Origin of the sequence: Pseudoalteromonas sp. XMcav1-K, from assembly GCF_044005875.1 — a bacterium.
Lineage (GTDB): Bacteria > Pseudomonadota > Gammaproteobacteria > Enterobacterales > Alteromonadaceae > Pseudoalteromonas > Pseudoalteromonas spongiae.
This window is the reverse complement of sequence record NZ_JBIPJE010000046.1, coordinates 115,084-142,032: the sequence shown is the minus strand read 5'-3', so window position 1 is coordinate 142,032 and position 26,949 is coordinate 115,084. Positions and strand designations below refer to the sequence as shown.

28 protein-coding genes and 1 riboswitch are annotated in these 26,949 nt (G+C 41.4%); of the genes, 7 read left to right on the top strand and 21 right to left on the bottom strand.

Translation table 11 applies throughout. The annotated features are described in order from the left end of the window. The first annotated feature begins 70 nt into the window (after window positions 1-70). Together nfuA and ACHSBP_RS15610 are read left to right on the top strand one after the other, a co-directional pair. Window positions 71-646: a Fe-S biogenesis protein NfuA gene (gene nfuA, locus ACHSBP_RS15615; protein WP_010561515.1), complete on the top strand. Its 576-nt coding sequence runs from the start codon at window positions 71-73 to the stop codon at window positions 644-646. Continuing rightward, window positions 585-911, top strand: coding sequence for a hypothetical protein (locus ACHSBP_RS15610; protein ID WP_395389547.1), 327 nt, complete (start codon window positions 585-587; stop codon window positions 909-911). The genes nfuA and ACHSBP_RS15610 overlap by 62 nt, the downstream gene beginning before the upstream one ends. On the opposite strand, the gene ACHSBP_RS15605 is transcribed toward ACHSBP_RS15610, so the two are convergent. Beyond that, window positions 865-2,199: an MATE family efflux transporter gene (locus ACHSBP_RS15605; protein WP_395389545.1), complete on the bottom strand. Its 1,335-nt coding sequence runs from the start codon at window positions 2,197-2,199 to the stop codon at window positions 865-867. The genes ACHSBP_RS15610 and ACHSBP_RS15605 overlap by 47 nt on opposite strands. Here ACHSBP_RS15605 and ACHSBP_RS15600 point away from each other — a divergent pair. Beyond that, a complete protein-coding gene (locus ACHSBP_RS15600) occupies window positions 2,176-3,201 on the top strand; it encodes a polysaccharide deacetylase family protein (RefSeq protein WP_395389544.1) in 1,026 nt (341 codons plus the stop codon). The genes ACHSBP_RS15605 and ACHSBP_RS15600 overlap by 24 nt on opposite strands. 5 nt (window positions 3,202-3,206) lie before the next feature. On the opposite strand, the gene ACHSBP_RS15595 is transcribed toward ACHSBP_RS15600, so the two are convergent. The 13 genes from ACHSBP_RS15595 to ACHSBP_RS15535 form a co-directional block, all read right to left on the bottom strand. Then, window positions 3,207-4,235 carry a chemotaxis response regulator protein-glutamate methylesterase gene (locus tag ACHSBP_RS15595; protein ID WP_395389542.1) on the bottom strand — a complete coding sequence of 343 codons (1,029 nt, stop codon included), beginning with the start codon at window positions 4,233-4,235 and terminating at the stop codon, window positions 3,207-3,209. Window positions 4,236-4,243: 8 nt separating this feature from the next. After that, the gene (gene cheD, locus ACHSBP_RS15590) at window positions 4,244-4,852 is read right to left on the bottom strand and encodes a chemoreceptor glutamine deamidase CheD (protein WP_054978219.1); all 609 of its coding nucleotides are present in this window, start codon (window positions 4,850-4,852) and stop codon (window positions 4,244-4,246) included. Beyond that, on the bottom strand, window positions 4,849-5,667 hold the full coding sequence (locus ACHSBP_RS15585) for a protein-glutamate O-methyltransferase CheR (RefSeq protein WP_105173162.1): 819 nt from the start codon (window positions 5,665-5,667) through the stop codon (window positions 4,849-4,851). Before ACHSBP_RS15585 ends, cheD begins: the two co-directional genes overlap by 4 nt. Window positions 5,668-5,720: 53 nt before the next feature. Further along, the gene (locus ACHSBP_RS15580; RefSeq protein WP_395389541.1) at window positions 5,721-8,447 is read right to left on the bottom strand and encodes a methyl-accepting chemotaxis protein; all 2,727 of its coding nucleotides are present in this window, start codon (window positions 8,445-8,447) and stop codon (window positions 5,721-5,723) included. A 91-nt stretch (window positions 8,448-8,538) separates the two neighbouring features. Next, a complete protein-coding gene (locus ACHSBP_RS15575) occupies window positions 8,539-9,039 on the bottom strand; it encodes a chemotaxis protein CheW (RefSeq protein WP_100914322.1) in 501 nt (166 codons plus the stop codon). Further along, window positions 9,039-11,135 carry a chemotaxis protein CheA gene (locus ACHSBP_RS15570; protein WP_395389539.1) on the bottom strand — a complete coding sequence of 699 codons (2,097 nt, stop codon included), beginning with the start codon at window positions 11,133-11,135 and terminating at the stop codon, window positions 9,039-9,041. The genes ACHSBP_RS15575 and ACHSBP_RS15570 overlap by 1 nt, the downstream gene beginning before the upstream one ends. Before the next feature lie 13 nt (window positions 11,136-11,148). After that, window positions 11,149-11,511 carry a response regulator gene (locus tag ACHSBP_RS15565; RefSeq protein WP_010561505.1) on the bottom strand — a complete coding sequence of 121 codons (363 nt, stop codon included), beginning with the start codon at window positions 11,509-11,511 and terminating at the stop codon, window positions 11,149-11,151. 12 nt (window positions 11,512-11,523) lie between these two features. Continuing rightward, a complete protein-coding gene (locus ACHSBP_RS15560; RefSeq protein ID WP_010561504.1) occupies window positions 11,524-11,793 on the bottom strand; it encodes a lipid asymmetry maintenance protein MlaB in 270 nt (89 codons plus the stop codon). Window positions 11,794-11,906: 113 nt separating this feature from the next. Continuing rightward, window positions 11,907-12,524 carry an SCO family protein gene (locus ACHSBP_RS15555; protein WP_010561503.1) on the bottom strand — a complete coding sequence of 206 codons (618 nt, stop codon included), beginning with the start codon at window positions 12,522-12,524 and terminating at the stop codon, window positions 11,907-11,909. Continuing rightward, the gene (gene cyoE, locus ACHSBP_RS15550; RefSeq protein ID WP_395389536.1) at window positions 12,525-13,421 is read right to left on the bottom strand and encodes a heme o synthase; all 897 of its coding nucleotides are present in this window, start codon (window positions 13,419-13,421) and stop codon (window positions 12,525-12,527) included. 10 nt (window positions 13,422-13,431) lie between these two features. Next, window positions 13,432-14,424: a heme A synthase gene (locus ACHSBP_RS15545; RefSeq protein WP_395389535.1), complete on the bottom strand. Its 993-nt coding sequence runs from the start codon at window positions 14,422-14,424 to the stop codon at window positions 13,432-13,434. A 9-nt stretch (window positions 14,425-14,433) separates the two neighbouring features. After that, window positions 14,434-14,958, bottom strand: coding sequence for a hypothetical protein (locus ACHSBP_RS15540; protein WP_395389533.1), 525 nt, complete (start codon window positions 14,956-14,958; stop codon window positions 14,434-14,436). Then, a complete protein-coding gene (locus tag ACHSBP_RS15535; protein WP_395389531.1) occupies window positions 14,951-15,670 on the bottom strand; it encodes an SURF1 family protein in 720 nt (239 codons plus the stop codon). Before ACHSBP_RS15535 ends, ACHSBP_RS15540 begins: the two co-directional genes overlap by 8 nt. Window positions 15,671-15,690: 20 nt before the next feature. Between ACHSBP_RS15535 and ACHSBP_RS15530 the strand changes: the two genes are divergently transcribed. After that, the gene (locus tag ACHSBP_RS15530) at window positions 15,691-15,909 is read left to right on the top strand and encodes a DUF2909 domain-containing protein (protein ID WP_010561498.1); all 219 of its coding nucleotides are present in this window, start codon (window positions 15,691-15,693) and stop codon (window positions 15,907-15,909) included. 13 nt (window positions 15,910-15,922) lie between these two features. Here ACHSBP_RS15530 and ACHSBP_RS15525 read toward each other — a convergent pair whose 3' ends face one another. The 5 genes from ACHSBP_RS15525 to lexA form a co-directional block, all read right to left on the bottom strand. Next, window positions 15,923-16,801: a cytochrome c oxidase subunit 3 gene (locus tag ACHSBP_RS15525; protein WP_054978228.1), complete on the bottom strand. Its 879-nt coding sequence runs from the start codon at window positions 16,799-16,801 to the stop codon at window positions 15,923-15,925. Beyond that, window positions 16,785-17,360 carry a cytochrome c oxidase assembly protein gene (locus ACHSBP_RS15520; RefSeq protein ID WP_010561496.1) on the bottom strand — a complete coding sequence of 192 codons (576 nt, stop codon included), beginning with the start codon at window positions 17,358-17,360 and terminating at the stop codon, window positions 16,785-16,787. The genes ACHSBP_RS15525 and ACHSBP_RS15520 overlap by 17 nt, the downstream gene beginning before the upstream one ends. Beyond that, window positions 17,360-18,934, bottom strand: coding sequence for a cytochrome c oxidase subunit I (gene ctaD / locus ACHSBP_RS15515; protein ID WP_395389529.1), 1,575 nt, complete (start codon window positions 18,932-18,934; stop codon window positions 17,360-17,362). Before ctaD ends, ACHSBP_RS15520 begins: the two co-directional genes overlap by 1 nt. Continuing rightward, a complete protein-coding gene (gene coxB, locus ACHSBP_RS15510; protein ID WP_010561494.1) occupies window positions 18,934-20,064 on the bottom strand; it encodes a cytochrome c oxidase subunit II in 1,131 nt (376 codons plus the stop codon). Before coxB ends, ctaD begins: the two co-directional genes overlap by 1 nt. A 338-nt stretch (window positions 20,065-20,402) precedes the next feature. Next, entirely contained in the window at window positions 20,403-21,020 is a 618-nt protein-coding gene (gene lexA / locus ACHSBP_RS15505; RefSeq protein WP_010561493.1) for a transcriptional repressor LexA, read from the bottom strand. 228 nt (window positions 21,021-21,248) lie between these two features. On the opposite strand from lexA, the gene plsB reads away from it, so the two are divergent. Beyond that, on the top strand, window positions 21,249-23,660 hold the full coding sequence (gene plsB, locus ACHSBP_RS15500) for a glycerol-3-phosphate 1-O-acyltransferase PlsB (RefSeq protein ID WP_010561492.1): 2,412 nt from the start codon (window positions 21,249-21,251) through the stop codon (window positions 23,658-23,660). 43 nt (window positions 23,661-23,703) lie between these two features. On the opposite strand, the gene tesB is transcribed toward plsB, so the two are convergent. Further along, on the bottom strand, window positions 23,704-24,564 hold the full coding sequence (tesB, locus tag ACHSBP_RS15495) for an acyl-CoA thioesterase II (protein WP_010561491.1): 861 nt from the start codon (window positions 24,562-24,564) through the stop codon (window positions 23,704-23,706). A 74-nt stretch (window positions 24,565-24,638) separates the two neighbouring features. Between tesB and ACHSBP_RS15490 the strand changes: the two genes are divergently transcribed. Beyond that, entirely contained in the window at window positions 24,639-25,106 is a 468-nt protein-coding gene (locus tag ACHSBP_RS15490; RefSeq protein WP_010561490.1) for an EVE domain-containing protein, read from the top strand. 194 nt (window positions 25,107-25,300) lie between these two features. After that, a complete protein-coding gene (locus ACHSBP_RS15485) occupies window positions 25,301-25,549 on the top strand; it encodes a hypothetical protein (RefSeq protein WP_010561489.1) in 249 nt (82 codons plus the stop codon). Window positions 25,550-25,593: 44 nt separating this feature from the next. On the opposite strand, the gene ACHSBP_RS15480 is transcribed toward ACHSBP_RS15485, so the two are convergent. After that, window positions 25,594-26,655, bottom strand: a complete 1,062-nt coding sequence (locus ACHSBP_RS15480) for a potassium channel family protein (RefSeq protein WP_040641430.1) — start codon at window positions 26,653-26,655, stop codon at window positions 25,594-25,596. Between the two features lie 160 nt (window positions 26,656-26,815). Continuing rightward, a riboswitch (cyclic di-GMP riboswitch) is annotated at window positions 26,816-26,900 on the top strand. Window positions 26,901-26,949 lie beyond the last annotated feature (49 nt).

Sequence of the window (26,949 nt, the reverse complement as noted above, 5' to 3'; positions counted from 1 at the left end):
CTACTATTTTAGCAAAGCAAAAAAGTGATATACTAAAAACCGAGTAAATTAGTCAGGTATAGGTCGAATTATGATTACCATTTCTGAGGCAGCACAAAGCCACTTTGCCAAACTGCTAGCAGATCAAGCTGAAGGCACTAACATTCGCGTTTTTGTGGTTAACCCAGGTACAACACAAGCCGAGTGTGGCGTGTCATATTGTCCGGCAGATGCCGTTGAAGAAACGGACATTAAGCTACCATTTAATGGATTCGATGCCGTTGTTGACGAAGAAAGCGCACCGTTTTTAGAAGAAGCCGATATTGATTTTGTTACTGACAAAATGGGCTCGCAACTAACGCTAAAAGCACCAAACGCAAAAGCGAAAAAGCTAAGTGATGACGCGTCACTGCAAGAGCGTGTGCAACATATGATTGAAACAGAAATTAACCCACAACTAGCGAATCACGGTGGTCAGGTTAACTTAGTTGAAATCACCAAAGACGGTATTGCCGTAGTCCAGTTTGGTGGTGGTTGTAATGGCTGTTCAATGATCGATGTAACACTTAAAGATGGCATTGAAACGCAAATGGTTGCTAAGTTTGATGAAATCACAGGTGTACGTGATATTACTGAACACCAGTCTGGCGAGCATTCATATTACTAAATTCAAACATTTAGTCTACCGACTAGGTCAAGAACCTAAAACAAGCCTAAAACGCTTTTTCAGCGGTTTAGGCTCGTTTGTTATTGCTGCCAGCTTAATTGTTTATGGCTACTTCAACAGTCATTATTTTCAAATAGCAGGGCTTGTTCTACTACCTATCGCGCTGTACTTTGCCATTTACGGCTATTTAGGTATTTTTGCTAATCGCTTTTCACAAGTTATTGCAAAAGCTGACGAGAGCGCCAAAAATCGTGATATTTTTTAGCCAGCGTTAATCCTCTTAACGCCATAAAACACGTCATAGCCAACCATAACCCGTGATTACCCAAAGGATAGCTAACAGCAAATACTCCTGCAAAGCCAACAAGTGCTGAAAAAATCATGGTATTACGCATTTCTTTTGCTCTGGTTAAGCCAACAAATACGCCATCGTACAAAAAGCAAAAACTAGCGATTGGCGGTAAAATAATAGACCAAATTAAAAACTTCTCGGCGGTCGCCAATACATTCGGCAGGTCAGTTAACATACTGATAATCCAGCTACCTAGCAGAAAAAACATGACGCTGTAGAAGCAAGCAAATATAAAGGCCCAAAAACGCCCGATAACAACCCAAAGATGAATTGCTTGCGCCTTCTTGCGTCCTTTCGCTTGACCCACTTTAGCTTCTACAGCATAGGCAATACCATCTAAGGCGAAACTTACTAACAATAAGAAGTTAAGTAATACGGCATTTGCAGCAAGCGTTGCATCCCCTAAAAAACCGCCATAGTAAGTCATAAAGGCAAAGCAAAGCTGCAAAAAAAGTGAGCGAATAAAGATATCTCGATTTAACTTAAGCGCACTAGTTAGGCCGTTGAGTGATGTTTTCAAAAGCGCAGAGAACGATAATCCATGCTTAGCAAAACGTGCTTTAAGCAACAACACAGCTGCTATTAAACCAATGTAATCGGCGCATACCGAAGCAAGTGCAGCGCCTTCAACCTGCCAGTCAAAACCCACTACAAATACAATATCGAGAACAATATTGGCGATATTAGTCACCAGCACGATCATTAACGTGCCTTTACTGTATTGCGTGCCTAACATCCACGCCAATAACACCATATTGAGTAATGCGGCAGGTGCGCTAAAAATACGAATATTAAAATACGTTTGTGCGTGCTTTATCGCGGCATCACTTCCCGATAAAAACAACCCCATAAAATGGCTGATCACAGGGCTTATTGCTAGTAACAATAGCGCAACAGCGACTGCAAATAGTGCTGCGCGCTTTAGCTCTTGCAGCAAGCCATTTTTACTGTCTTTTCCGTAAGCCTGTGCAACCAAGCCGGTTGTACTCATACGTAAAAAACCTGCGAGCCAGAAAAGTAAGTTGATAACCATGCTACCAAGTGCCACGCCAGCTAAAAAGCTGGCGTCACTGAGGTGGCCGATTACACCTGTATCTACCAAACCGAGAAGTGGTACACTAATGTTTGATACAATCATCGGCCAAGCGAGTACTAGCAGCCCAACATGGAACGATTTATGACGAGTAAAAAAGTTTTTCATTTATTTATTGGATTATGGTTAATCTGTTATTTTACGTTTGCTAATGCCGCTGTGATTTTACAATATCACCATGTATCAGAAACTTTACCACGTGTGACAAGCCTATCTGAAAATGAATTCAGCGCCCACTTAAGTTATTTAAAAGATAATAATTATAGTGTTGTTCCACTTCAGCACATTATTGAAGCAGTTAAAGAGCAAAGGAGTATACCTGACAAAACAGTTACACTCACATTTGACGATGGATTTATTAATAACTTCACGCAAGCTGCCCCCATTTTAAAGCGCTTTAACTATCCCTATACCATTTTTGTAAACCCACAACTGATAGATGAAGGTAAAAGCTATGTGATGACGTGGCAGCAGCTAAAAGCACTGACAAAAGAAGGTGCATACATTGCAAACCACAGCGCAAAGCACGATTACTTGCATATTCGCGAAAATAACGAGTCACTAGCGCAATGGCGAGAGAGAATACGCAACGATATCACGCATTCCGAACAACGTATTAAGCAGGAGATTGGTCACAACTTTAAGTATGTCGCGTACCCCTATGGTGAGTTTAATCGTGAATTACAAACGTTAGTAAAAGAGTTAGGCTATGTTGGGATTGGTCAGCATTCAGGCGCTGTTGGGTTAAGTACCGACTTAACGCGCGTGCCGCGCTTTCCGGCATCTGGTGTCTATGCCAATTTAGACACATTAAAAACAAAAATTGCGAGTCTGCCGTTTTCATTTAACCTAAAAGCACAATCGGTTACAGCCAACACGACACCAATACTCAGATTAACCTTTAACGAGAAAGACTTTAACAACTCGCAATTCAATTGTTTTATCAGTGGCAACACAGCCAAAATTACTTGGCAAAGTGAAAATGAAGTTACCGTGCAAAGTGAAGGTGAGCTAAACAAAGGACGTTCGCGTTACAACTGTACTGCGCCAAGTAAATCTAAAGCGGGCCGTTTTTACTGGCTATCTCACCCTTTCGTGATTGCTAAATAGCACGGTTATTTTTTTGCCCAATTTGCAATTTCATTTGCAACCGAATCTAAACTAAGAACTTTTTGCGCTGCGTCCAACTCGACTGCAGCGCGCGGCATACCCCAAACCACGCTCGATGCCTCATCTTGCGCCAAAGTATACGCATCACACTCTTTTAGCTTTAACAAACCAGCGGCACCATCAGCCCCCATGCCGGTAAGTAACGACGCGCACACTTTTTTACCCAAGTTTAATTTAGCAATTGATTTAAACAATACATCGACAGCTGGGCGATGACGATTAACAGGGGCTGACTGAACTACTTTACACATCAGTTTCGTACCTTTGCTAACCACCGCTAAGTGGTAATCGCCAGGTGCGATATAAACATGATTAGGCTTAATTTCCTCATCATCTTCCGCTTCTTTAACCGTTAACGCGACTGAACGATCCATACGCTCTGCAAACGAGGCTGAAAAAACAGGTGGAATATGCTGAGTAATAACAATCGGTGGGAAATTGTCAGGCAAGCCGGTTAACACTTCTTTAATTGCCTCAGTGCCACCGGTTGATGCACCAATTGCCACCAGCTTAGTATTATCAAACGTGCCCGTAGCCACACTCGCCACAGGGGTAGTTACGGGTTTTATCGCTCGTACACGAGCTTTTGCTGCCGCTCTTATTTTTTCGTGTAAGGTTTGCGCGTAACCATGCAGTTTGTCGCCAACTTGTTGTGTTGGTTTAGCAACAAAGTCAACGGCTCCTAACTCTAAGCATTCAAGCGTAATCGGTGCACCTTGCTGAGTTAAGGTCGAAATCATCACAACTGGCATTGGCCTTAGTCGCATCAAGTTTTTTAAAAAACTCACGCCGTCCATTTTTGGCATTTCTACATCGAGCGTTAGCACATCTGGATTAAGTTTTTTAATTAGATCCCTTGCTTGATACGGATCATTTGCCGTACCTATTACTTCAATATCCTGTGCTTGCTGTAAGACCTCAGTCAGTACCGCTCGAATCAATGGTGAGTCATCAACTACTAAAACCCTGATCATCTTAATTCCTAAAATAGCTCGATATCAGTATGCGTATCTTGCTCTTCAATTTCGTGAAGATATTTAAATTCACGTTGTTGAATTGTATCGTTATGCATACTTCGAAGTTTTTTTACCTGTGCTTTGCCTGTAGTGGGATTAAACAGCACTTTTCGCGGCCAAGGCCCACCAACATCATGGGACTCAACTTGCAACCCTTCGTTTTTTAAAAATTGCGACACAAATATAATATTACCTTCGCCAATGTCGCCCATTCCGCGAATTATCTTACCACCACCAAAAATTTTAATTTTAAAGTTATCGCGATTACCACCGTTTTTAATAATTTCATTAATCAAAAACTCCATCGCCCAGTTACCATAGCGACAGCTTAGACTATCAATGCTCGCATTATTATTTGCCGGAAGCATAAAGTGATTCATGCCGCCTATCCCCATTTTGTAGTCATAAACACATGCTGATATACACGAACCCAGCACCGTAGAAATTAATTCATTTTGTTTAGTAACATACACTTCGCCGGGTAAAATTTTCGCGACAACAGCGTCACGGCCTCTATCCCAATAACGTTTTATGTTTTCAAAGCCGTTTAGGCACTGCTTAAAATTCTCGTTCAAAGTGCCTTCCTGTACATGGTTTTACCAAGCGCTACAAATTCCGTTTGTGTCTTATTCATACTTTCTGAATGGCCTAAAAATAAATGCCCTTGCGAACATAGCTGAGCAGCATAGCGTTGAAATAACAGTTCTTTTGTTGGCTGATCAAAGTAGATCACAACATTACGACAAAAGATCACGTCAAATTCACCTTTCATAGGCCATTCTTGTAATAAGTTAAGTCGCTTAAAGTAAATTTTGTCTCTCAATTCAGGTCTTACTTTAAACAAGCCGCTTTGCTTATTGCGCAGAAAAAAACGTTTTTTTAAGCCATTATCTAAACCTGTAATTGAGTTTTCTGCGTATTCACCTGCGCTTGCTTTCGCCAGTACATTTGAATCTAAGTCCGTTGCTAAAATCTTTACATCCCAATTAGACGGAAACTTATCAGCCAAAGTCATCGCTATCGTATAAGGTTCTTCACCTGTAGAGCAGCCCGCTGACCATATTCTCACTCGCCTTGAGCTTTTATTGCGTTCAAGAATTTGAGGAATAAGCGTTTCACGCAAAAAATCGAAATGATACGGTTCACGAAAAAATGACGTTAAATTGGTGGTGATTGCATTAATAAAATGACTAAACTCGTCACGTTTATGCTGATCAAGGTAAGTAATATACTGTGCAAAACTTGCCAAATTTAATGCACGAATACGGCGCGCCAAACGAGAATAAACCATTTCGCGTTTATGGCTACCAAGCACAATACCACAGGCTTCATAAACCATTTTCGCGATCAACTCAAACTCTTGATCTGTTAGCAGAAATTCCTTCGCCACAATGACTCCTAGAGTAAGCTAGGCAGAAACCTCTGCCTAGCTTTAACGAACAGTTAAAACTCTTCCCACTCTTCGCTGCTATCGGCGAAATCATCGCCCGATGGAACCGAGGTTATTTGCAGGCGCTCACTACGCGGAGCAACTTTTGCAGCGCTTTTTGCTGCTGATCGCTGTGTAATCATCGGAGACTCAATGCTATGATTGCCGCTAGTATTAAAGAAACTTAATAACTGACGCATACCATTTGCTTGCTCCGCCATGGATTCACTCGCCGCAGAGGCTTGCTCTACAAGCGCGGCATTTTGCTGAGTCATTTCATCCATTTGCGTAATGGCTTTATTAACCTGCTCAATACCCGAGCTTTGTTCTTCAGATGCTACAGTTATGTCAGCAATCATTTCTGTTACTCGTTGCACTGAAGCGACAATCTCTTGTAGCGTACTACCTGATTCATTCACCAGTAGCGTTCCGTCTTCAACTTTGCTCACACTGTCTCGGATTAATTCTTTTATTTCTTTCGCTGCAGCAGCAGAACGTTGTGCTAAATTTCGCACTTCACCGGCAACAACCGCAAAGCCTCGTCCTTGCTCACCAGCTCTTGCAGCTTCTACCGCTGCATTCAGTGCAAGTAAATTAGTTTGGAATGCAATCTCGTCAATAACACCTATGATGTCTGCAATTTTCTTGCTGGCTTGATTGATTTCGGCCATGCTTTCTACCGCACGCTCAACCACTTCTCCGCCTTGTTTAGCCTTCACTTGGGTGTCGTTGGCAAGTTCATTCGCAACTTTTGCATTATCTGCATTTTGGCGAACGGTGCTGGTCATCTCTTCCATGCTTGAAGCCGTTTCTTCTAATGACGACGCTTGCTCTTCGGTACGCTGACTTAAATCAGTATTACCTTGCGAAATTTCTTCCGCGCCACTGGCAACAAGATTAGAAGACACACTAACTTTCTCTATCACTTCGGTTAGCTTTTCTGCCGTAGTGTTTGCATCGCGTTTTAACTTATCAAATGAGCCTAAGTAATCGCTCTGAATGCGCTTGGTTAAGTCACCATGAGCCATGGCATCAAGCATTTCTGCCGCTTCAGTGATTACCTCATCGGATATCTCAACTAACCTATTGAGTCCTTGCGCGAGATTTAAGAAGAAGCCTTGTTTACCAGATTGATCGATGCGTGTATCTAGTTCACCTTGCGATGCAGCTGTTACAAGCTCGTCAATTTCTTTCTCAATTGCCACCTCAGCAGTTCTATCTAGCCACTCTACAACCGTGCCCAAACGCTCCTGATTATCAGAGAAGATAGGATTTGCAGTAAGCGCAAACGTGCGACCGCCGACCAAAATTTCAGTACTATACGTTGATGTCAATCGCTCTATCATTTGTTGCTGATGCGCCGGGTTTTTATGAAATACATCCATATTTGACCCCATTAATGACGACGCATTGAAGTTAGGTAAATCGCGCTTAATATCAGATTCGGCATTACGCATCATATTTAACACGGCACTATTCATATACACAATTTCATTGCTTGCATCTGCAATCATGGTGTTGGTATTAACCGTATCGAGAGCTTGGCGAACTCGTGAATTTTCAGCAGCAATTGCCTCCGCTTCTCTTTGCGCAGCTAATTCATCGGTCAAATCTTGCCACTCGACAATGGTACCAATGCGCTCACCTTCGGTATTCAGCCAAGGTGTAGCAATTAGCGAAAAGGTTAATTCAGCAACCGTGATTCTGGTGCGATACACATCTTTAAGCGCAGCTAGCATTTTTTGTTGATGGCTTGGGTCTTTATGGAAAACATCTACACACTGCCCAATTAAGTTGTTAGCATCAAAATTTGGCAACACTTGGCGAATAGCAGCTTCGCGCCTTTTAAGCATTTTTAAATTTTCATCGTTAATGAAAACTATCTTTAAGTCATTGTCTGCAATCATTACATTGGCTTGACACACTTTAAGTGCATTTGCACGGTTGGCGGCCAAACGCGCTTCAAATTCGGCTTCTTTTTGCTCAGTGATGTCACTCGCATATTTCACAACTTTAAAAGGCTTACCATTTGGATCAAAAATAGGATTGTAAGACGCCCTAATCCATACATTTTTTCCACCGTTGCCTATTCGTTTATATTCGCCAGTACAAAATTCTCCACGATTCAATTTTTGCCAAAAATCTTTATAGTCCTGACTCGAAGCGTATTCTGGCTCTGCAAACATACTATGATGTTTGCCAACAATCTCATCTAATCGATAACCCATAACACTACAAAAGTTATCGTTTGCTGTGATGATTGTGCCATCAAGGTTAAATTCAATAACCGCTTGCGATTTACTAATCGCAGCTAGCTGCCCAGCGGCATCAGCTGATGCTATTTTCTGCTCGGTGATATCAGTGGCATATTTAACAACCTTACTCACAACACCATGTTCGTTGACAACAGGGTTGTATGACGCTTGAATCCAAATTTCTTTGCCTTCGGCGTTAATACGATTAAATTCACCAGAGATAAACTCGCCACGTGCTAGTCGAGCCCAAAACTGGCTATACTCAGCATTATTGGCATGTGCAGGGGGTACAAACATGCGATGATGTTGTCCTTGGATTTGCTCTAAGCGATATCCCAACGCATTTAAAAAGTTGGTGTTAGCCGTAATTACAGTACCATCAGGTTTAAACTCAATGACAGCTTGAGATCGACTTAAGGCTTCTAAAATTAAATCACTCTCGGATTTCCCAGATGCTGCGTCCGGTGCTTTGCTAAACCACCACATATCAATCTCCACCCTTTTTTATTTGATTGCATTTCATCATCGGCTTTTACACTCACTTACCACTCACCCTGTAGATGAGTTTTTGTTTTTATTAATCCGGCTCTTTGGCAAGACTCAACACCCGTTTTAAATCTAACAACACAACCATTTTTTCACCGACATTGACCAGACCATGAACAAACTCTGTATTTTCAGTATTAGTTACATCAGGTACATCGCGCGCATCAGACTCTGAAATGCTGTAAACATCTGATACTGCATCAACCACTAATCCCATAATTTTATCGCCACTTTCTAGGTCAACTTTGACCACAATTACTACAGTGACTGAGCTATACGGCACCTGCGGCAAGCCAAATCGCGCACGCAAATCAATAATTGGTACTATTGTGCCGCGCAGATTAATGGCACCTTTTACATAACTTGGCGAATTGGGAATTTGAGTTATTTCCTCCCAACCACGGATTTCTTGCACTGTGAGAATATCCACACCATATTCTTCATCTGCCATCATAAAAGTCAGAAACTGGCAGATATTCTCTTCTTGATTCTCTTCGCTAGACTCGAGAAGATCATTTGCTATCGCTTCCATCAAGCTTCCTCACTTTCTATCGGCTCAATTGCAAGCTCAGAAGTGCCTGCTTTTTTCAGGCCCGCTAATTTGATTAGCCCCGTAATATCAATAATTAGCGATACTCTTCCGTCACCTAAAATAGTCGCCCCAGAAACGCCTTCTACTTTCTGATAATTGGCCTCTAGGCTTTTAATGACGACTTGTTGCTGTGCCAATAAATCGTCAACTAATAACCCGACTTTTTGGTTGTCACTTTCAACAATAACCAGTAAGCCTTTATCAAGATCTTCAATTGCACCACTGTGATTGAAGATTTTATGTAATCGTAAAATAGGAATGTATTCATCGCGTAAGCGTAAAACGTTTAAACCGCCGCCCACGCAATTCACCATTTTCAAATCAATTTGTAATGATTCCACAATAGAAATAAGCGGAATGATGTAAGTATGCTCTGCCACTGTCACTAACTGACCATCTAAAATAGCCAAAGTAAGCGGCAGGCGAATCGTAAAGGTAGAACCAATACCTTGTTCTGAAGTAACCTCAATTGAGCCATTAAGCGATTGGATATTGCGTCTTACTACGTCCATACCTACGCCACGGCCAGAGATATCACTCACTTCATCTGCAGTTGAAAAACCGGGCATAAAAATTAGCTCATTAATTTCATCATCCGATAAGTCGTCTGAGTCGCTAATTAGGCCGTTTTGAATCGCTTTTTGTTTGATCTTTTGTGTATTTAAGCCAGCACCATCATCCATAATTTCAATAACTATGTTGCCGCCTTGATGAAATGCATTAAGTGTTACGGTACCAACTCTTGGCTTACCTGCCTCTTCCCGCTGTTCTGGCGTTTCTAGGCCATGATCCAGTGAATTTCGCACCAAGTGCACCATAGGATCCGAAATTTTTTCCATAACTGTTTTATCAAGCTCAGTTTGCTCACCAAGGAGTTTTAGTTCAACTTCTTTTCCTAGCTTTTGCGATGTGTCTCGCACTAAACGCGGAAAGCGACTAAATACAAAACTGATTGGCAGCATGCGAATTCGCATCACGCTTTCTTGCAAATCACGTGTGTTATGAGCAAGTTGTGCAAGTCCTTCTTGCAATGCCATTAATTTGTTTTCGGTAATTTCTCCTTCACCAAGCTGTGTAAGCATTGCTTGAGTAATTACCAGCTCGCCAACCATGTTAATTAGTGAATCTACTTTATCAATGCTGACCCGAATTGACGTACTTTCGGTGGAACCACTTTTCGCAGCAGCTTTTGCTGCTGGCGCAGGTTTGTCACTTTTACTTTCAGCTGTTGGCGTTGATGCCTCTTCAGTAGCTTGCTCACTAACATCTTCTGGTTCAGATTCTACGGGGTCGTCACCAAACAATCCGCCACACAAAGTGATAGTGATTTCGGCATCATCTTCAACCCACTCAAATACTTCTTTTATTGCCTCTTCGCCTTTATCGGTTTCAAGATAAAAGCACCAAGTTAAAAAACATTCGTCAGCCGCAAGGTTATGAATATCAGGTACATCATCTAAATTTGCAGTCACGTCGAGCTGACCTAGTTCTGCCAACTCTTCAATCAAATAGATGGGCTCATTACCCGTTTTAAATAAATGATGTTGCGGCTTAAAAATCACCTCGTAGGTATCAAGTGCACCGTGATCCACAGGTGGATTATCGCTGCTACTATTTGTAGCTACCGGTGTACTAGCTGGCTGTGATTCACCCGCTAAAATTGCCTCAAACTTTTCTTTTAACTGAGTTGCAGTCGTTAGGTCTGTTTCTTGATTATTTTGTAAATCACCTAACATTTCGCGCAAACAATCAACCGACTGCAAAAGCAAATTCACATGTTCGGCGGCTAACTCTCTGCTGCCTTCTCGGATTTGGTCTAAAAGGGTCTCTAAAACGTGGGTAAAATCGGAAACATGTGTGAAACCAAAGGTCCCACTTCCACCTTTAATAGAATGCGCGGCACGGAAAATAGTATTAATCGTCTCGTTGTCTACATCACCAGGTGTGAGGTTGAGTAACTCCGATTCCATGACATCCAAACCTTCAAGGCTCTCTTCAAAGAAAACCTCAAAGAATTGGCTTAAGTCTATGCTCATGCCGCCTCCTGATTTATCGGATGACTTTCTTAATTACTGCTAATAACTGATCTGGATTAAATGGTTTTACGATCCATCCAGTGGCGCCAGCGGCTTTACCTTCGGTTTTTTTATCCAGTCCCGATTCGGTAGTAAGCATTAGCATAGGCGTAAACTTGTAGGCAGGTAGCGCTCTTAATTCTCGAATAAGTGTAATGCCGTCCATAATCGGCATATTCACATCAGAAATGACCGCATCAAAGCTGTTGCCTTTAGCGATTTCTAACGCTTCGCTTCCGTCTTTCGCTTCTGTTACATCGAAACCAGCTTTTTTAAGCGTAAAACCAACCATTTGTCTCATTGATGCAGAATCATCAACCGCCAAAATCTTTTTCATACAGACCCCAAATTATTGTTCTGATAAGGCAAGAAAATCTTGCACTCCCAATGTTTTTGCTGCAGCAAATAACGCATCACTTTTGCCATGCCACGTAATTTGATGCTGAGTTTCCGCTAGATTTTTTTGCAACGAACAGAGTAATTGAATTGAAGCGGTATCAGCACGAGTAACCGAGGAAATATCCAGATCAATGCTCGATTGTTTCGATAATAAATCTAAGAGAGATTCTTTAAGCTCAGAGACTGAGTTTATGACAAGCTCAGCAGGTAACTGATACATAATTTTCTTTCCTTGTTCGCTTAAAATTAAGCGTAGACCCAGAATGAAAATTTGCCAAAATAATATCGATTTAATTAAAGCTAATTAATGCGTTAGCAGATCATAAATCGATACTAATTGCTGTAGTAACCAATAATTGAGGTCAGTTCTTGTGTCATTTCACTCTGATTAATTAACGGTACTTTGCCTTTGGCAAATTCAGGTTTAAAAATGGCTCTAACCGCGCCATTTGGGTCGACTAACGTGACTGATGCACTGTGGTCAACTGTGTAATTTTCCGACTCACCATCATCATGAATCGCGTACACTAAACCTAGGTTTCGAACAAATGGAAATAAATGCTTATGCTCTGCAGAAACAGCAGTAAAATCGGGATTAAAGTAATCAATGTACAGCTTGCGTTTTTCTGCGTTATCACGCTTAGGATCAACCGATACAAACCATACATTTATGGCAAAGTTAGGCGATAACTCTTTTGTTATCTGAGTTAATTTTGCCAACGTCATTGGGCAAATATCTGGGCAACTTGTATAACCTAAAAATAATAGCGTCCAGTTACCCTTTAAGTTTTGATTAGTAACCTGTTGGCCATTTTGGTCTTGCAACACAAATGGCTTAACAATCTTAGCCTCTTGATAGAGTAATGCGTTTGTTTGCGGAGGTGATTTTGGGCCGCAACCCAAAACCATAAAGATTAAAGATGTAACAATTAATAGCTTAAATTGGCTCATTTAAATCAACCACTTATCAATAAATAGTGCGATAAATAGTATCATAAGTTGCCAAATGGAATAGATAAATAGCTTTATCGCAGACTTTTCTTTGGCAGCAAATTTTAGCTCCCAAGCACGATACGTAAACACACCATTAAGTAACACACTTACCGCTAAATAAAAGTTTCCTGACATACCAATTAAAAACGGTAAAACACAAACCAATGTTAATAAAACGCTATATAGCAACACCATTGTTTTGGTGAATTCAATACCATGCGTTACTGGCAACATGGGGACTTTTGCGTTTTCATAATCTTTTTTACGATCAATGGCTAACGCCCAAAAGTGCGGTGGTGTCCAAGTGAAAATTATCATCACTAATAACCAAGGTTCTGCTGACATTGAGCCAGTTTCAGACACCCAGCCCAACAATGGCGGCATCGCGCCAGCAAAACCCCCGATCACAATATTTTGTGGCGTGCGTCTTTTTAATACCAGCGTATAAATAAATGCATAACCGACTAAAGCAACTAAGGTAAGCCAAGCGGTCAGCCAGTTTGCGTAAGCAACTAACATGCAAAACCCAATAACCAACAGCGTCATTGAAAAGACAAACGCCTGACGATTTGTCACACTGCCTGTTGCGACTGGACGCGAGTCGGTGCGCTTCATTTTTTTATCTATATCGCTATCAACAATATGGTTAATCACCGCAGCACTACTGGCTAATAATGCGATACCTACTATGGTTAACATCTGCTCTAGCAAGCTTCGCCCAACGTGGGGTGCCAAACCTTGTCCAACCACAGCGGTAAGCGCTAGCAACATCACAACTTTGTGTTTACAAAGCACTAAGTATTCATGAACTTTAGCGCTTAGTGAGCGCTGAAATTGTAAAACATAACTGGTCATAGTTTACTCCCTAGCACTTGCTTTTAATGAGATATGCAAGCCGAACGCAACTTAAAAGTAGCAATAATGCTGTCATATTATGAGTAAGCGCAATATTGAGCGGAATATGCATCAAGATTAAGCTAACTCCCAGCGCAATCTGACAAAACAACACCACCCAAATATGGTAAACAGCTCGCTTTATTATTGTTGAATAACAGTCTTTTAGAATTTTAAAACCAGCCCAAAGCACGACAAACGTGGTAACCATCGCCCAAATGCGATGAAGAAAGTGAATCGACATACGCGCTTCAGCCGACAACACCCCAAACTCATAACTGGCGTGATCATTCGGTAATTGGAAAATACTCGTAAATGAAAAACGCTCAAATGTATCGGCGCCACACAAAGGGAAATCTGCACAATGTGAAGCCGCGTAATTTGCCGCTAACCATCCACCTAATGCAATCTGCGAAACAACAAAGCTCAAAGCGATTATTGCCAAGCTATAATGAGGTTTTGCGCCCGAATCTCCACCAGGGATGCGCTCTGTGGTAAGCCTGATATAGAGCAAAAACAACAAGCTCATAATCATAAAGCCTCCAAGCAAATGCCCCATAACGATAAGCGGCTGTAAGTTCATAGTGACTGTTAACATGCCTAACGCAGCTTGAAATACAACTAGCCCCAAAATTAACAACGGTAACTTCACAGGTGCTAATCGGTGTTGCCGTTGCTTAAATGCCATTATCGCAATAAGCAAAATAATTATGCCTAATGTGCCAGCAAAATAGCGATGGATCATTTCTTTCCACGCTTTTCCTTGATCGACTTCATGTGTTGGAAAGTGTTCTTCGACTTTTTCCAGCTCATGCGCCTCATTAGGCACAGTTAAAAAACCATAGCATCCAGGCCAATCAGGGCAGCCTAAACCAGAGTCGCTAAGTCGCGTATACGCACCTAACCCCACCACAATAAATGCGAAAACACAGCCAAACAGTACAATTTTATGATAGTGATTCATTCGCACCTCCTAAGCCCTACTGCGGCTATAATTGAGCAACTTTTTGAGGTCTTTAATAAGTCCGCGTTTCATATTATTGTCTGACTGAAGCTGATAATTAACGGGATACTCAAGCACTATTAAACCGTGATGATCGACTAAATAAATTGCATCTGATTCAATAGCAAGTGTTTGATTTTCAAGTTGTGTAACAGCATTTTCATGTGCAGTTAAATTGGTCAGCTGCAATGCCTGCTGGCTGCTAGAAAGGGAAAATGCCCCCACATATAAATTATGTTTGCCAAGCACATCAAACACATTTGTAATTAGTTGCTTTCGAGTTTCGCAATGTTGCGTACAAACCTCTTCCGACAATGTAACTAGCGACCATTTAAGTTGAGAGTCCGCCGGCCACTTTTCAATTTTCTGTTCATTTTCAACGAAATGCCCGAAATTAGTTTGTGCGGGTTCAAGCCAATCAAACTTTAACGCCAAAAAAGCAGTTAACGCTGGTGCTAAAAAACAAATAATAAAAAGTCCAAGAGTCTTATTCATGTGCACTTCCTTTTCGATACATAACCGCACCAATCACAACCGCAGCGAGAGCGAGTAAAATCCACTGCAAGGCATACGCTTTGTGTTTATCTGGTGACATATTAATAACTTGGTAATGAAATTCGCCCAGCGCACTTTCCGGCTGTGCATAAAGAATATATGGCGCGAATGGCTGCTGGAGCGCACTTGCTGCAAACTCTGGCGTAATGTATTGCAACCGTTGTCCTTGGCGTAATTCAAGATCATTTGATACCAAGTTGAAGCTGGTAAAGTTACCAGCCTTTAATAATGCAGTGAGTGTTAGTTGCTGCGGCAAGCTTACTTCTGGTAATTGCTCTCGATTTAATGAGCCCGCAAACCAGCCAAGATTAACCAGCCACCAGCGTGAAGAATTTTTTGGTTTCACGGCAACGATCAAGTCGTAACCAAAACGGCCATTAACCACTTGGTTATCAAGCCACCAAAACTGTGAAGAGACTTCGCCAGATAGGGATACTTTGAGTCCTGTTGCAAGCCAATCGCTTGGTAAACTAGCGAGCTGATACCAAGGAATAACCCCTTGTTGGCTAAGCTGATCTAGTTTTTTAATAATCGTTATTTTTTGCTGTGATCTTTGATACTGCCACACAGCTAAACTCGCGCATATTAATGCGACAGTTGTTGTACACACTAGCAGAGTGATGCTTTTTGCACTATTCTGGATTAACCGCATATAGCAAACTCCCTAAACTTATGTTGATAAAATTAATTATCGTATTCTTATTGTTTTACATCGTTTTTAGTTTGTTTAAAGCACTGTTTTGTATGCTTAAAAGCGACGCTGCTGCAAACTCTATGTCCCATTATTTAGGGCGCCGAGTGTTATTTTCTGCAATTGTTCTGATGATTATTTTGCTGGCAATGCTGTTTGGCATCATCACACCAAACAGCAATCCTTATACTGTTGGTTAGTGGTTATTGACCTTTAAAGTACGTAAACAAAAACAAACAAACACAACCATACAACGTCAACAAAATGCCAATACCAAGCTGCGGCTTGGAAAGCAAAGTGCTTTTCTTCACTAAAGTGCCCTTTTAAAATTCGTATAAATACGACAAGTAAAATGAGCGTGCCTAACGTGACATGCATGCCGTGAAAGCCAGTTAGCAAAAAGAACGTATTGCCATATATACCTGAGTCCAGTGTTAAACCTAGATCTTGATATGCATGAACGTACTCCTCACCCTGTAGCGCTAAAAATATCGCCCCTAAAGCAATAGTAAAACCAAGCATTGCCTTTAACTGCGTGCGTTTTCCATGCTCAATTGCGGTGTGTGCAAAATGCAAAGTCACCGATGAGGTTAAAAGAATAATCGTGTTGATAAGTGGTAAACCTTGCCAACCCATTACTTGCGTTTCTGTACCACCTGGCGTACTAACTAAAGGCCACACGGCTTCAAATGAAGGCCATAGCACTTCGTTTGTCATCGCGTTATTGCTATCACCACCGAGCCACGGTACAGCAAATGTACGGGCATAAAATAGCGCTCCAAAAAATGCCATAAAAAACATCACTTCAGAGAAAATAAACCACGCCATACCCTGTTTAAACGAGCGGTCCATTTGCGATGAATAAAGCCCACCTTGAGATTCATCAATCACATTTTTAAACCAACCAAACAGCATATAAAGTAAAACCGCAATGCCTAAGATTAAAATGTGAAAACCAAAACCACCTTGCTGCTTAGCAGTTTGCATTACCGCTAAGCCAGCTCCAATGGCGATTAAGAACAGAGCAACAGCACCCACAATCGGCCATTGGCTTTGCTCAGGTACATAATATTTTTCATATTGAGTTTTCATTGACTAACTCTCCATCGCGCTTGCTATTGCTTGCAACTTTACCCTCAACATCTGCTGTAATATCGTAAATGGTGTACGACAAGGTCACTTCATGAATATCATTTGGCAAGGTTTCATCGAGGTAAAAGAGCAATGGTAAATCCGCTGAGCCTTTACTTGTCAGCGGCTGTTGATTAAAACAAAAGCAAGACACTTTATGTAAATATTTAGCCGCCCGACCTGGTGCTACTGACGGTACGGCTTGCATTATCTTGTTGCTACTCGAAAGGTTTTGCGCAATAAACTCTATGCGCTCCATTTCACCCGGGCTAACGTCAACACTGTAGCGTTTAGCTTTGACTTTAAACGGTGCGCCAGCTTGCGCGTGTGTGATAAATGTAACGCGTACACTGCGCGATTCATCACTTTGCGCACTCACTTGGGCCTGCTCCATATTAGGTTTTCCATTCAACCCTGTGATATCACAGAAAACGTCATAAAGTGGCACCAGCGCAAAGGCAAACGCAAACATTAATAAACTGGTTAAGATTAGCTTTTTGAGTAGCTTAACGTTATTCATTACTTCACTTCCGGCGGCTCAGAGAACGTATGATAAGGTGCAGGCGATGCAACTTCCCACTCCAACCCTTCAGCCCCATCCCACACTTTGGCAGGTACTTTTTCGCCACCCTTTGCACACTTAAAAACAACGGCAACAAAAAGTAATTGAGATAAACCAAAGGCAAAGCCACCAATACTGATCAATGCATTAAAATCAGCAAACTGCAGTGCATAGTCAGGAATACGCCTCGGCATACCGGCTAAGCCCACAAAATGCATTGGGAAGAACAGAATGTTTACGCTAATTAGTGATAACCAGAAATGGGTTTTAGCAAGACCAATGTGATACATGTTGCCTGTCCACTTTGGTAACCAATAATAAGCCCCTGCCATTATCGAGAATACAGCCCCCGTTACCAACACATAGTGGAAATGAGCAACCACAAAGTAAGTATCGTGATACTGAAAATCGACTGGTGTTATTGCCAACATCAAACCAGAGAAGCCACCTAAGGTGAATAACACAATAAAGGCAATGGAAAACAGCATCGGCACTTCAAAGCTAATCGAGCCACGCCACATTGTCGCTACCCAATTAAAAACTTTTACCCCCGTAGGCACAGATATCAGCATGGTGCTATACATAAAGAACAACTCACCCGCCAATGGCATGCCAGTGGTAAACATGTGGTGCGCCCATACAATAAACGACAGAAACGCGATTGATGCTGTGGCATACACCATTGAGGCATAGCCAAACAGTTTCTTGCGTGAAAACGCTGGAATAATCGTCGAGATAACACCAAACGCCGGTAAAATCATGATGTAAACTTCAGGGTGTCCGAAGAACCAGAAAATATGCTGAAACATTACTGGGTCGCCGCCGCCTGCCGCGTTAAAGAAATCTGTGCCAAAGTATTTATCAGTTAGCACCATAGTCACCGCCCCTGCAAGTACCGGCATCACCGCAATTAATAAAAATGCGGTAATTAACCACGTCCATACAAACAGTGGTAATTTCATATAGGTCATGCCAGGTGCACGCATATTCACTATGGTTACAATTACATTGATTGCTCCCATAATTGAGCTAATGCCCATAATATGCACAGCGAAGACAAATAGTGCCGTATTATCATTGCTATATGTTGTTGATAGTGGGGCATAGAACGTCCAACCAAAAGCTGGGCCGCCGCCTTCCATAAATAACGACATAAGCAGAATGAAAAACGCAAATGGTAGAATCCAAAAACTCCAGTTATTCATGCGCGGTAGTGCCATATCTGGTGCGCCAATCATCATAGGAATCATCCAGTTTGCCAAGCCAGTAAACGCAGGCATAACTGCACCGAAAACCATGATTAGGCCATGAACTGTAGTCATTTGGTTAAAAAAGTGTGGCTCTACAAATTGTAAGCCCGGCTGAAATAATTCGGCACGAATAACCAGTGCCATTGCGCCACCCGTTAAAAACATTAACAGAGCGAATAGCAGATATAGCGTACCGATATCTTTATGGTTAGTCGTAAATAGCCAACGTTTTAAACCCGTTGGCGCATGATGGTGGTGATGAGATTCAGCTAGTGTTGTCATTATTGTGCTTCTCCCACAGATTCTTGAATATCACTTGGTTGCACTGAATCGCCAGTGTTGTTACCCCAAGCATTTCGCTCATAGGTCACTACTGCCGCTAATTCTTTTAGTGACAACATTTTGCTATAGCCTTGCATTGCTGTTGCTGGCTTGCCATGAACCACAATATCGATATGTGCTTTAACATCGCCAAGTGCTATTGGGCTATCTTTTAGCGCTGGGAACACACCTGGCAATCCCATCCCAGTAGGTTGGTGACACGCAGCACAATTAGCCATATACACTTGTTCTCCTAGCGTCATTAGCTCATCTTGAGATAGTGTAAGATCAAGTGACGCTTTTTCTGCAGCCGCTGCTTGCGCTTTTTCAAGCTGCGCATTTGCCAACCACTGTTCAAATTCAGCAGGCTCTTTAACTTCAACAACCACTGGCATAAAGCCATGGTCTTTTCCGCATAACTCAGCACACTGACCGCGATAAATACCGGTCTCATTGACCTTAGTCCACGCTTCGTTAATAAAGCCAGGGTTCGCATCTTTTTTAACCGCGAACTCAGGTACCCACCAAGAGTGAATTACATCGTCCGAAGTCATTAAAAAGCGTACTTTTTTTCCTTTTGGAATAATAAGGGGTTTATCAACATCTAATAGGTAGGTTTCTGTTTTTTGATCTTGATTGGTGATTTGTTCACGTGGAGTCGAAAGAACAGAATAGAACGACACATCGTGGTCAAGATATTCATAATGCCACTTCCATTGTGACCCTGTGACTTTAATCGTTAGGTCAGCTTTAGTGGTGTCTTCCATGGCAATCAAGGTTTTGGTTGCAGGCACTGCCATACCAATCAAAATTACAAATGGAATTGCGGTCCACAGTATTTCAATTTTGGTACTTTCATGAAATTGAGCAGGCACTGCTCCTTTTGATTTACGGTGATGAATTATTGCCCAAAACATAATGGCAAATACTACTAATCCAATAACGCAACAGATATAAAAAATTGTCATATGGAGCTCGTAGACATCACGGCTGATGTCTGTCACCCCAACAGGTAAGTTATATTGACTCGTCCCAACTGCTAAAAAAGGAAAGCTCAATAGTAACCATAAGGATAGTTTCACTAGCCTCATGCTCGCTCCTTAGCTAATTATTATTATGTTGTTAGGAAATGGTCAGTGAAAGTTTTAGCGATTAAATCGCACGACGCACTACAGCATCACTCCATTTTCTTTATTATACTTGTTTTCTAAAAGCCGCACTTTGCTTAAAAAGAAAACAAGGTTACTACTAAGGTCTAGTAAACGATTAAATTTTACGCAAGTCAAATTTAAGATAAATTTTTTATAAATCTATAAGTTAGCGATTTTTGAAGATGTAAAAATAGAAGGGGTTATAGTAAGAAATAGGGTGTTTTAAAGCAGGGTGAGGCTAGCAAAATTACTCACTAGCCAAGGTCAACAAAAGTGTATTACATCCAGTCAGCATTTCTAATAACGCCAACCGCAAGGCCTTCGATATTAAAATGATCATGCTCTAAATCGACTTTAATTGTGTCAAAATCGTCATTTTCTGCATGTAATAGTACTTGTTTGCCTGCTTTTTCAAAACGCTTTACCGTTACATCTTCATCAACACGGGCTACAACCACTTGACCATTATTCGCCACTGGCGTGCGATGAACAGCAAGTAAGTCACCATCCATAATGCCGATATCCTTCATACTCTCACCACGTACACGCAGTAGGAAATCTGCACATGGGTTAAATAGGTTTGGATCCACTTGATAATGGCTTTCAATGTGCTCATTAGCCAAAATAGGTGAACCTGCGGCAACTTGACCAATTAATGGTAAACCAAGTTGCTCGGGTTCATCTTCTTCCACTAAACGAATACCACGGCTAGCGCCTGGCACCATTTCAATTACGCCTTTCTTGGCTAATGCTTTTAAATGCTCTTCTGCAGCGTTTGCACTTTTAAAACCGAGTGTCGATGCGATTTCTGCGCGCGTTGGCGGCATGCCAGTATCTTTAATAAATACTTTAACAAGTTCTAAGATTTGTGCCTGACGTTTTGTTAATGGTCTCATTCACTGGTTTTCCATACAGTACAGATAACTGTGAGTATATACAGTTATTCTTATTTCGCAACTTTTAATTATTTGATAATTAGCACTATGCTTAGTTACAGACGATAATTGCTGCAAATCAAAAATCATCGCAGTAAATTGCTTTATTTTTCCTCTGGCACGACCAGTTATTTAATCTTTTAGAGTTAACTGGTATGCTAGCGCCCCTTTTGTTTTTAGGTTGGTGTTATGAAGTTGGTTGGCTCTATGATTCAGTGGTTTGCAAACGGTATGAACAAGCTTTTAGTACGTTCGAAAATAGTGCCTGAACACCCTTTAGACAACCTCGCAATAGATAAGAACAAGCCGACCGTTTACATCACATTGTTAAATTCTTTTTCTGATTCAGCCGCGTTGCGCAGCACCTGTAAAAAACTCGGCTTACCAGACCCTCAGGTCACTCAGCAAATTGGTGATAAACAAGTTCCAAGGTACATTCCAATTCATCATCGCTCGCCACTGTTTGGTAAAGCCAAAAAAGACAGCCCAGCGCTCGAAATTAGCGAAGAAATATTTGCAGCATTAAAACAATCTGACGTTACCGATTTACAAGTTATTCCGGTCACCATTTTATGGGGACGCAATCCAGGTAAAGAAAAGCCAGGCCTTGGCACTATTTTATCCAGTTCTCTTACACCAAGTTGGTTACGTAAAGTATTTGTCGTGTTACTATCTGGCCGCGACAACTTAATTCGTTTTAGTCGTCCATTAGAACTATCGCAGCTTACCAGTAAGCAACAAAGTGATGATTTACCGCATAAACTCATTCGTGTTGCCCGCGTCCACTTTAAACGTCAGAAGCTCGCTGCGCTTGGCCCTAAACTGCCATCTCGCGATCAGCTGTATCAAGGTCTTTTAGCATCAAGCACTGTCAAAGCCGCAATTGAAGATGAAGCAAAAAGTAAAAACATCTCAATTGTAGAAGCACGACAAAATGCCATAAAACTCGTTGATGAAATTGCTGCCAACTATAACGAATCAATGATCGGTGTTTCTGAGCGCATTCTTACTTGGCTGTGGACCAAGCTATACAACGGTATTGAAGTAAATAACCCGGAACGGATTCAAGAGCTGACCGACAAAGGCCACGAAATCATCTATATGCCGTGCCATCGTAGCCATATGGATTACTTATTACTTACTTACGTTATTTACCATCAAGGTTTTGTACCACCGCATATTGCAGCAGGTATAAATTTAAGTTTTTGGCCTGCAGGCCCAATATTTAGACGCTGTGGCGCCTTTTTCTTACGCCGCTCGTTCAAAGGCAACAAGCTTTATTCCGCAGTGTTCCGTGAATACTTAAGCCAGTTATTTATAAAAGGCTACGCTGTTAAGTTTTATACCGAAGGCGGCCGCAGCCGAACTGGCCGTTTGCTTCCACCTAAAACCGGTATGTTAGCGATGACATTACAATCAATTTTGCGCGGTATCGATCGTCCAATTTCAATCGTGCCTGTATATATTGGTTACGAACATGTAATGGAAGTAAACACTTACCTTGGTGAACTTGCTGGACAAAAAAAGAAAAATGAGTCAGTACTGGGCGTATTCAAAACTCTACGTAAGCTCAAGAATTACGGCAAAGGTAATGTAAACTTTGGCGAACCAATCAACATTAATCAATACCTTACCCAGCACCAGTCAGATTGGCGCGACAGCATTGCTGCAAATGAAAAGCCTAATTGGCTAACGCCAATGGTTGGCAAACTTGCTGATTCAGTTATGGTCAACATCAACAATGCGGCTGCGATCAATGCCGTTACTTTAATGTCATCTATTTTGTTAAACACCGAAAAACAGGCGATGACGCGTAACGAGCTCATTGCTTGTATGACAAACTACCTGAGATTGCTTGAATTAGCGCCGTACAGCAAAGATGTCAGTGTGCCAAACAAAAGCGCAGAAGAGCTGCTTGAACACGCACTCACGTTAGATAAATTTGAAGTGATTACGCAAGGGCGAGTTGAAGTAATCCGTATTCAAGACACGCAAAAAGTATTACTGAACTATTACCGCAATAACGTACTGCATTTATTCGCAGTACCAAGTCTAATTAGCTCAATCTTAATTAGCCAAAAACACATTTCTCGCGACCAGCTAATCAAGCAAGTTAACGCGTTATATCCGCTCTTTAAACAGGAGTGGTTTATGCAACCGTATTGCGAAACGTATCTAAATGACTCACTTGAAGCCTTGAGCGGTATTGGGTTATTAACCGTTGAAAACGATGCGATTTCAGTTAATCCTAGCAGCAAATCTCTAGCTCAGCTTAACTTGTTAGCACGCTTTATCCAGTGCACATTAATTCGCTATGCCAGCGTACTTAAATTAATTCTGGCAAGTGACAGCATTTCGCGCGACCAGCTTGAAACGCAAAGCCAAGATTTTGCACAACAGCTTGCACAACTATTTGGTATCGATACACCAGAATTCTTCGATAAAAAAGTGTTGTCTGGTTTTATTAGCACGCTTAAGCATAACCACATGATTGATGATTGCGAACAAGGCCGCATCACAGGCAACGAGACAACAAAGCAGTTGAGTCAAATTATTCTAAAACAACTTAACCCAAGTATTGCCAGTGCACTTGAAAACTAGCTTTTATCGACAACAAAAATAAAGGCGGTATACACCGCCTTTTTTATCCATATTTTCTAATCACACCTTCTTGAATCGTCGAGGCAATTAACTCACCTTTCTGATTAAAGAACTGCCCTCGAACTAACCCTCGGCCTCCACTGGCTGAAGGGCTATCTACAGCATATAAAATCCATTCATCTAAACGGAATGGACGATGAAAGTACATCGCATGGTCAATGGTGGCAACTTGCATATCCGGTTGTAAAAATGACAAACCGTGCGGTTGTAACGCTGTAGGTAAAAATTCAAAATCAGAAGCATATGCAAGCAAATATTTATGCACTCGCGGGTCATTTGGCATATCGCCATTAGCTTTAAACCATACATAGCGCTCAGCAAGAGTTACTTCAGGCTTAAACGGGTTTTGAAAATTAACCGGTCGCATTTCAATTGGCTTGTCACAAATAATTTTATTGCGAATTTTTTCCGGGATCAGTTCTTTGTGTTCGCGATAAACATCCAGTGACGATGGCAGTTTTTCAGGGCCTGGTACATTAGGCATCGCCGCTTGGTGAGTCACCCCCTCTTCATCCACTTGAAAAGAAGCAGTCATATAAAATATCGGCTTACCAAATTGAATCGCTTTAACTCTGCGCGTGCTAAAACTGCGGCCATCGCGAATGTTCTCTACATCATAAACAATCGGGTGATCAACATCGCCAGGTCTTAAAAAGTATGAGTGCAGCGAGTGCACTTGCCTATCTTCTGCAACGGTTTCTTTTGCAGCAGATAGCGCTTGCCCCATAACTTGACCGCCAAAAACAGCTTTAAAACCAAGATCTTGGCTAGGGCCACGATACAGCCCCTGTTCTATTTTTTCTAACTTCAGCAATGCTAAAAGATCGTTTAGTACCTGACTCATAACACTATTTCGTAATTTCCTAGTATCGCTATAATAGCAAACACCTGCCACTTTAACATTAGCGAGAATAGGTAATGCATTATTGGTTATTTAAAACAGAGCCTGACGAATTTTCTATCGACGATTTAAAAGCAAAAAATGATGAAATTTGGGATGGTATTCGCAACTATCAAGCACGTAACTTTCTACGCGACCAAGTGGCGTTAGGCGATCTCGTATTTATCTATCACTCTAGCTGTAAACAACCCGGCATTGTTGGCATTGCTAAGGTAATTAAAACAGCCTTTGCCGATCCATCTCAATTCGATGCGCAATCAAAATACTTTGATGCTAAAGCAACACCCGATAACCCAAGATGGATAAGTGTTACATTAGAATTCGTTGAAAAGTTACGTATTATTCCACTCACCAAGCTTAAAGCCGATCAGCAATTGGCAGATATGCATTTAGTGCAAAAAGGTAGCCGACTATCAATTCAACCGGTGAGAGAATCTGAGTGGCAATATATACTCGATAAATACACTAGCAATTCACTTAAATAGCCACGTAAAAGAGTAGCCAAAGAGTTTATTTAAAGAGTGAATTGATTACCAGAGTGACGTTCGGCATGTTTCTCGCTGTTGCAATCATCAAATTGCACCACGATTTACAAGTATACTAAGTAAGCAGATCGGACTAGACAGTATTCTTTTTAATGGTTTAGTATAAGTTGTCTAATTTTTAATTGCGAAAGATTATGTCTGCTTTAACAAATAAGCCTACAGCGGAGAGAAGGCAAGGAGAAGGTGATTTAAATGCCTTTTGGAGCAACTTAAGTTTTGCCCAAAAAGTCGAATTAAATAAATTAAATCGCTATGGTTATCAACTTGCTTTTGCGCGAAAACTAGAAGAAAACTACCTAGCATTCGCAAGATGTGATACTAGCTATGCAACGATCGACTATCTTGGTGAAGTCGATATGGAGCCACATTTTCGCATTCGCTAAAAAGGCAACCTAGGTTGCCTTTTTATTAATTGCTTAATGCACTATTACATCGATTGCCAATCGACTTCGTCACTGAGCACTCGCTCAACAGACATATAATGCAAAATGTCGCCCTGTTTTATTTCCATTTCTAGCGGCGGATTCAAGTCTAATCCCTCACCGATACGGTTATGCGCTACACCTAAAATGGTCGCATCAAACTGCTTTTTAAAGTGGAAAAATAACACTTCAAATTTAACATTTTGCTTAATTTCACCGACTTCCAAACTAAACTGAGTATCACCATGTAACGTTGAAAGCAGCTCTTCTTGAATACGACTTGAACCTGGATCTTGCATCGAGCGTACCAAAATTTCTACCGACTTCGAGCTCGTAGATTCCACGTTTTTACAGTGTTCTCGCAACATCTCACTTTTACTTTCATCAAGAAAGTACGCGCTGATATGACAAGATGAATGCACTAAGCGACTGATTTTCAGCGCTGTAGTAAACGTATGATCATCATCGTTGCCATCAACGATTACTTTATCAGCACCATCTATTGCCACACGCTTAAGTTCATCAACATCAGTGAAACTTGAAAGGCGAACAAAATCCACGTGTGGGTTATCTGAAAACGGATGCGTCATCTGCTCGTCAACGGCCAATAAAATTCGTCGCTCAAGGCGCTTGTTATCAGCCAAAATATAATTAATCATCTTACGTGTGCGCGAAGGATGATAACCAAAAATTAGAATATGTTCGCTTTGTCCTGAATAATCTTTATCGCCCGTCATAGATGCCTTGATTAACCCCGTAATACTTTGTCCAACTTTACCTAACACCACACCAAACAGTGCTAATCCAATAGGAATTTGCACCAAGGCTACAAATAGTTTTCCCCAATCGGAGCTGGGACTTAAATCACCATACCCAACCGTCGAAGTGGTCACTATGTAGTAATAAATAAATTGATTTATCCCTAATAACTCTGTTTCTTTCGCTGCAAATAAACACACCCAAGTTAAGAGCATATGTGCTGCCAGCAGAGAAACAACCGACGTCCAACTTACATAGTGAATATGGCGTCGAATAGCTACTAGAATTTTCTTTATAACTAAGTTCATGATAACTATTATTTATTTTACTAATGATACGCACTGTAGCGCCATCTAATAAGTGGAGCAAGCAGTACGTGAAATTATCTCAGTTTAGATTGCAGTAAAAAAACAGCAAATTGATAGGCAAAATAATGAAACCCGTTCTAGACTTAATTTGAACTGTTAAGTTCGACAAAGGCAAACTCAGCGAAAGCTGATGACGCAAAGCTATCGGTCTAAGGGAGCACTCCTATGATTGCGAAGCTGCCACGATAACAGGTCGGGGGCTATGTAGGCTGCTTCGAAACCATCTCACGAATA

Bases quoted from the DNA above. Each gene is read 5' to 3' on its own strand.
- nfuA (WP_010561515.1), top strand. From the start codon at position 71: ATGATTACCATTTCTGAGGCAGCACAAAGCCACTTTGCCAAACTGCTA.
- ACHSBP_RS15610 (WP_395389547.1), top strand. From the start codon at position 585: ATGAAATCACAGGTGTACGTGATATTACTGAACACCAGTCTGGCGAGC.
- ACHSBP_RS15600 (WP_395389544.1), top strand. From the start codon at position 2,176: ATGACGAGTAAAAAAGTTTTTCATTTATTTATTGGATTATGGTTAATC.
- ACHSBP_RS15605 (WP_395389545.1), bottom strand. From the start codon at position 2,199: ATGAAAAACTTTTTTACTCGTCATAAATCGTTCCATGTTGGGCTGCTA.
- ACHSBP_RS15595 (WP_395389542.1), bottom strand. From the start codon at position 4,235: ATGATCAGGGTTTTAGTAGTTGATGACTCACCATTGATTCGAGCGGTA.
- ACHSBP_RS15580 (WP_395389541.1), bottom strand. From the start codon at position 8,447: ATGTGGTGGTTTAGCAAAGCACCGGACGCAGCATCTGGGAAATCCGAG.
- ACHSBP_RS15575 (WP_100914322.1), bottom strand. From the start codon at position 9,039: ATGGAAGCGATAGCAAATGATCTTCTCGAGTCTAGCGAAGAGAATCAA.
- ACHSBP_RS15570 (WP_395389539.1), bottom strand. From the start codon at position 11,135: ATGAGCATAGACTTAAGCCAATTCTTTGAGGTTTTCTTTGAAGAGAGC.
- ACHSBP_RS15565 (WP_010561505.1), bottom strand. From the start codon at position 11,511: ATGAAAAAGATTTTGGCGGTTGATGATTCTGCATCAATGAGACAAATG.
- ACHSBP_RS15560 (WP_010561504.1), bottom strand. From the start codon at position 11,793: ATGTATCAGTTACCTGCTGAGCTTGTCATAAACTCAGTCTCTGAGCTT.
- ACHSBP_RS15555 (WP_010561503.1), bottom strand. From the start codon at position 12,524: ATGAGCCAATTTAAGCTATTAATTGTTACATCTTTAATCTTTATGGTT.
- cyoE (WP_395389536.1), bottom strand. From the start codon at position 13,421: ATGACCAGTTATGTTTTACAATTTCAGCGCTCACTAAGCGCTAAAGTT.
- ACHSBP_RS15545 (WP_395389535.1), bottom strand. From the start codon at position 14,424: ATGAATCACTATCATAAAATTGTACTGTTTGGCTGTGTTTTCGCATTT.
- ACHSBP_RS15540 (WP_395389533.1), bottom strand. From the start codon at position 14,958: ATGAATAAGACTCTTGGACTTTTTATTATTTGTTTTTTAGCACCAGCG.
- ACHSBP_RS15535 (WP_395389531.1), bottom strand. From the start codon at position 15,670: ATGCGGTTAATCCAGAATAGTGCAAAAAGCATCACTCTGCTAGTGTGT.
- ACHSBP_RS15530 (WP_010561498.1), top strand. From the start codon at position 15,691: ATGTTGATAAAATTAATTATCGTATTCTTATTGTTTTACATCGTTTTT.
- ACHSBP_RS15525 (WP_054978228.1), bottom strand. From the start codon at position 16,801: ATGAAAACTCAATATGAAAAATATTATGTACCTGAGCAAAGCCAATGG.
- ACHSBP_RS15520 (WP_010561496.1), bottom strand. From the start codon at position 17,360: ATGAATAACGTTAAGCTACTCAAAAAGCTAATCTTAACCAGTTTATTA.
- ctaD (WP_395389529.1), bottom strand. From the start codon at position 18,934: ATGACAACACTAGCTGAATCTCATCACCACCATCATGCGCCAACGGGT.
- coxB (WP_010561494.1), bottom strand. From the start codon at position 20,064: ATGAGGCTAGTGAAACTATCCTTATGGTTACTATTGAGCTTTCCTTTT.
- lexA (WP_010561493.1), bottom strand. From the start codon at position 21,020: ATGAGACCATTAACAAAACGTCAGGCACAAATCTTAGAACTTGTTAAA.
- plsB (WP_010561492.1), top strand. From the start codon at position 21,249: ATGAAGTTGGTTGGCTCTATGATTCAGTGGTTTGCAAACGGTATGAAC.
- tesB (WP_010561491.1), bottom strand. From the start codon at position 24,564: ATGAGTCAGGTACTAAACGATCTTTTAGCATTGCTGAAGTTAGAAAAA.
- ACHSBP_RS15490 (WP_010561490.1), top strand. From the start codon at position 24,639: ATGCATTATTGGTTATTTAAAACAGAGCCTGACGAATTTTCTATCGAC.
- ACHSBP_RS15485 (WP_010561489.1), top strand. From the start codon at position 25,301: ATGTCTGCTTTAACAAATAAGCCTACAGCGGAGAGAAGGCAAGGAGAA.
- ACHSBP_RS15480 (WP_040641430.1), bottom strand. From the start codon at position 26,655: ATGAACTTAGTTATAAAGAAAATTCTAGTAGCTATTCGACGCCATATT.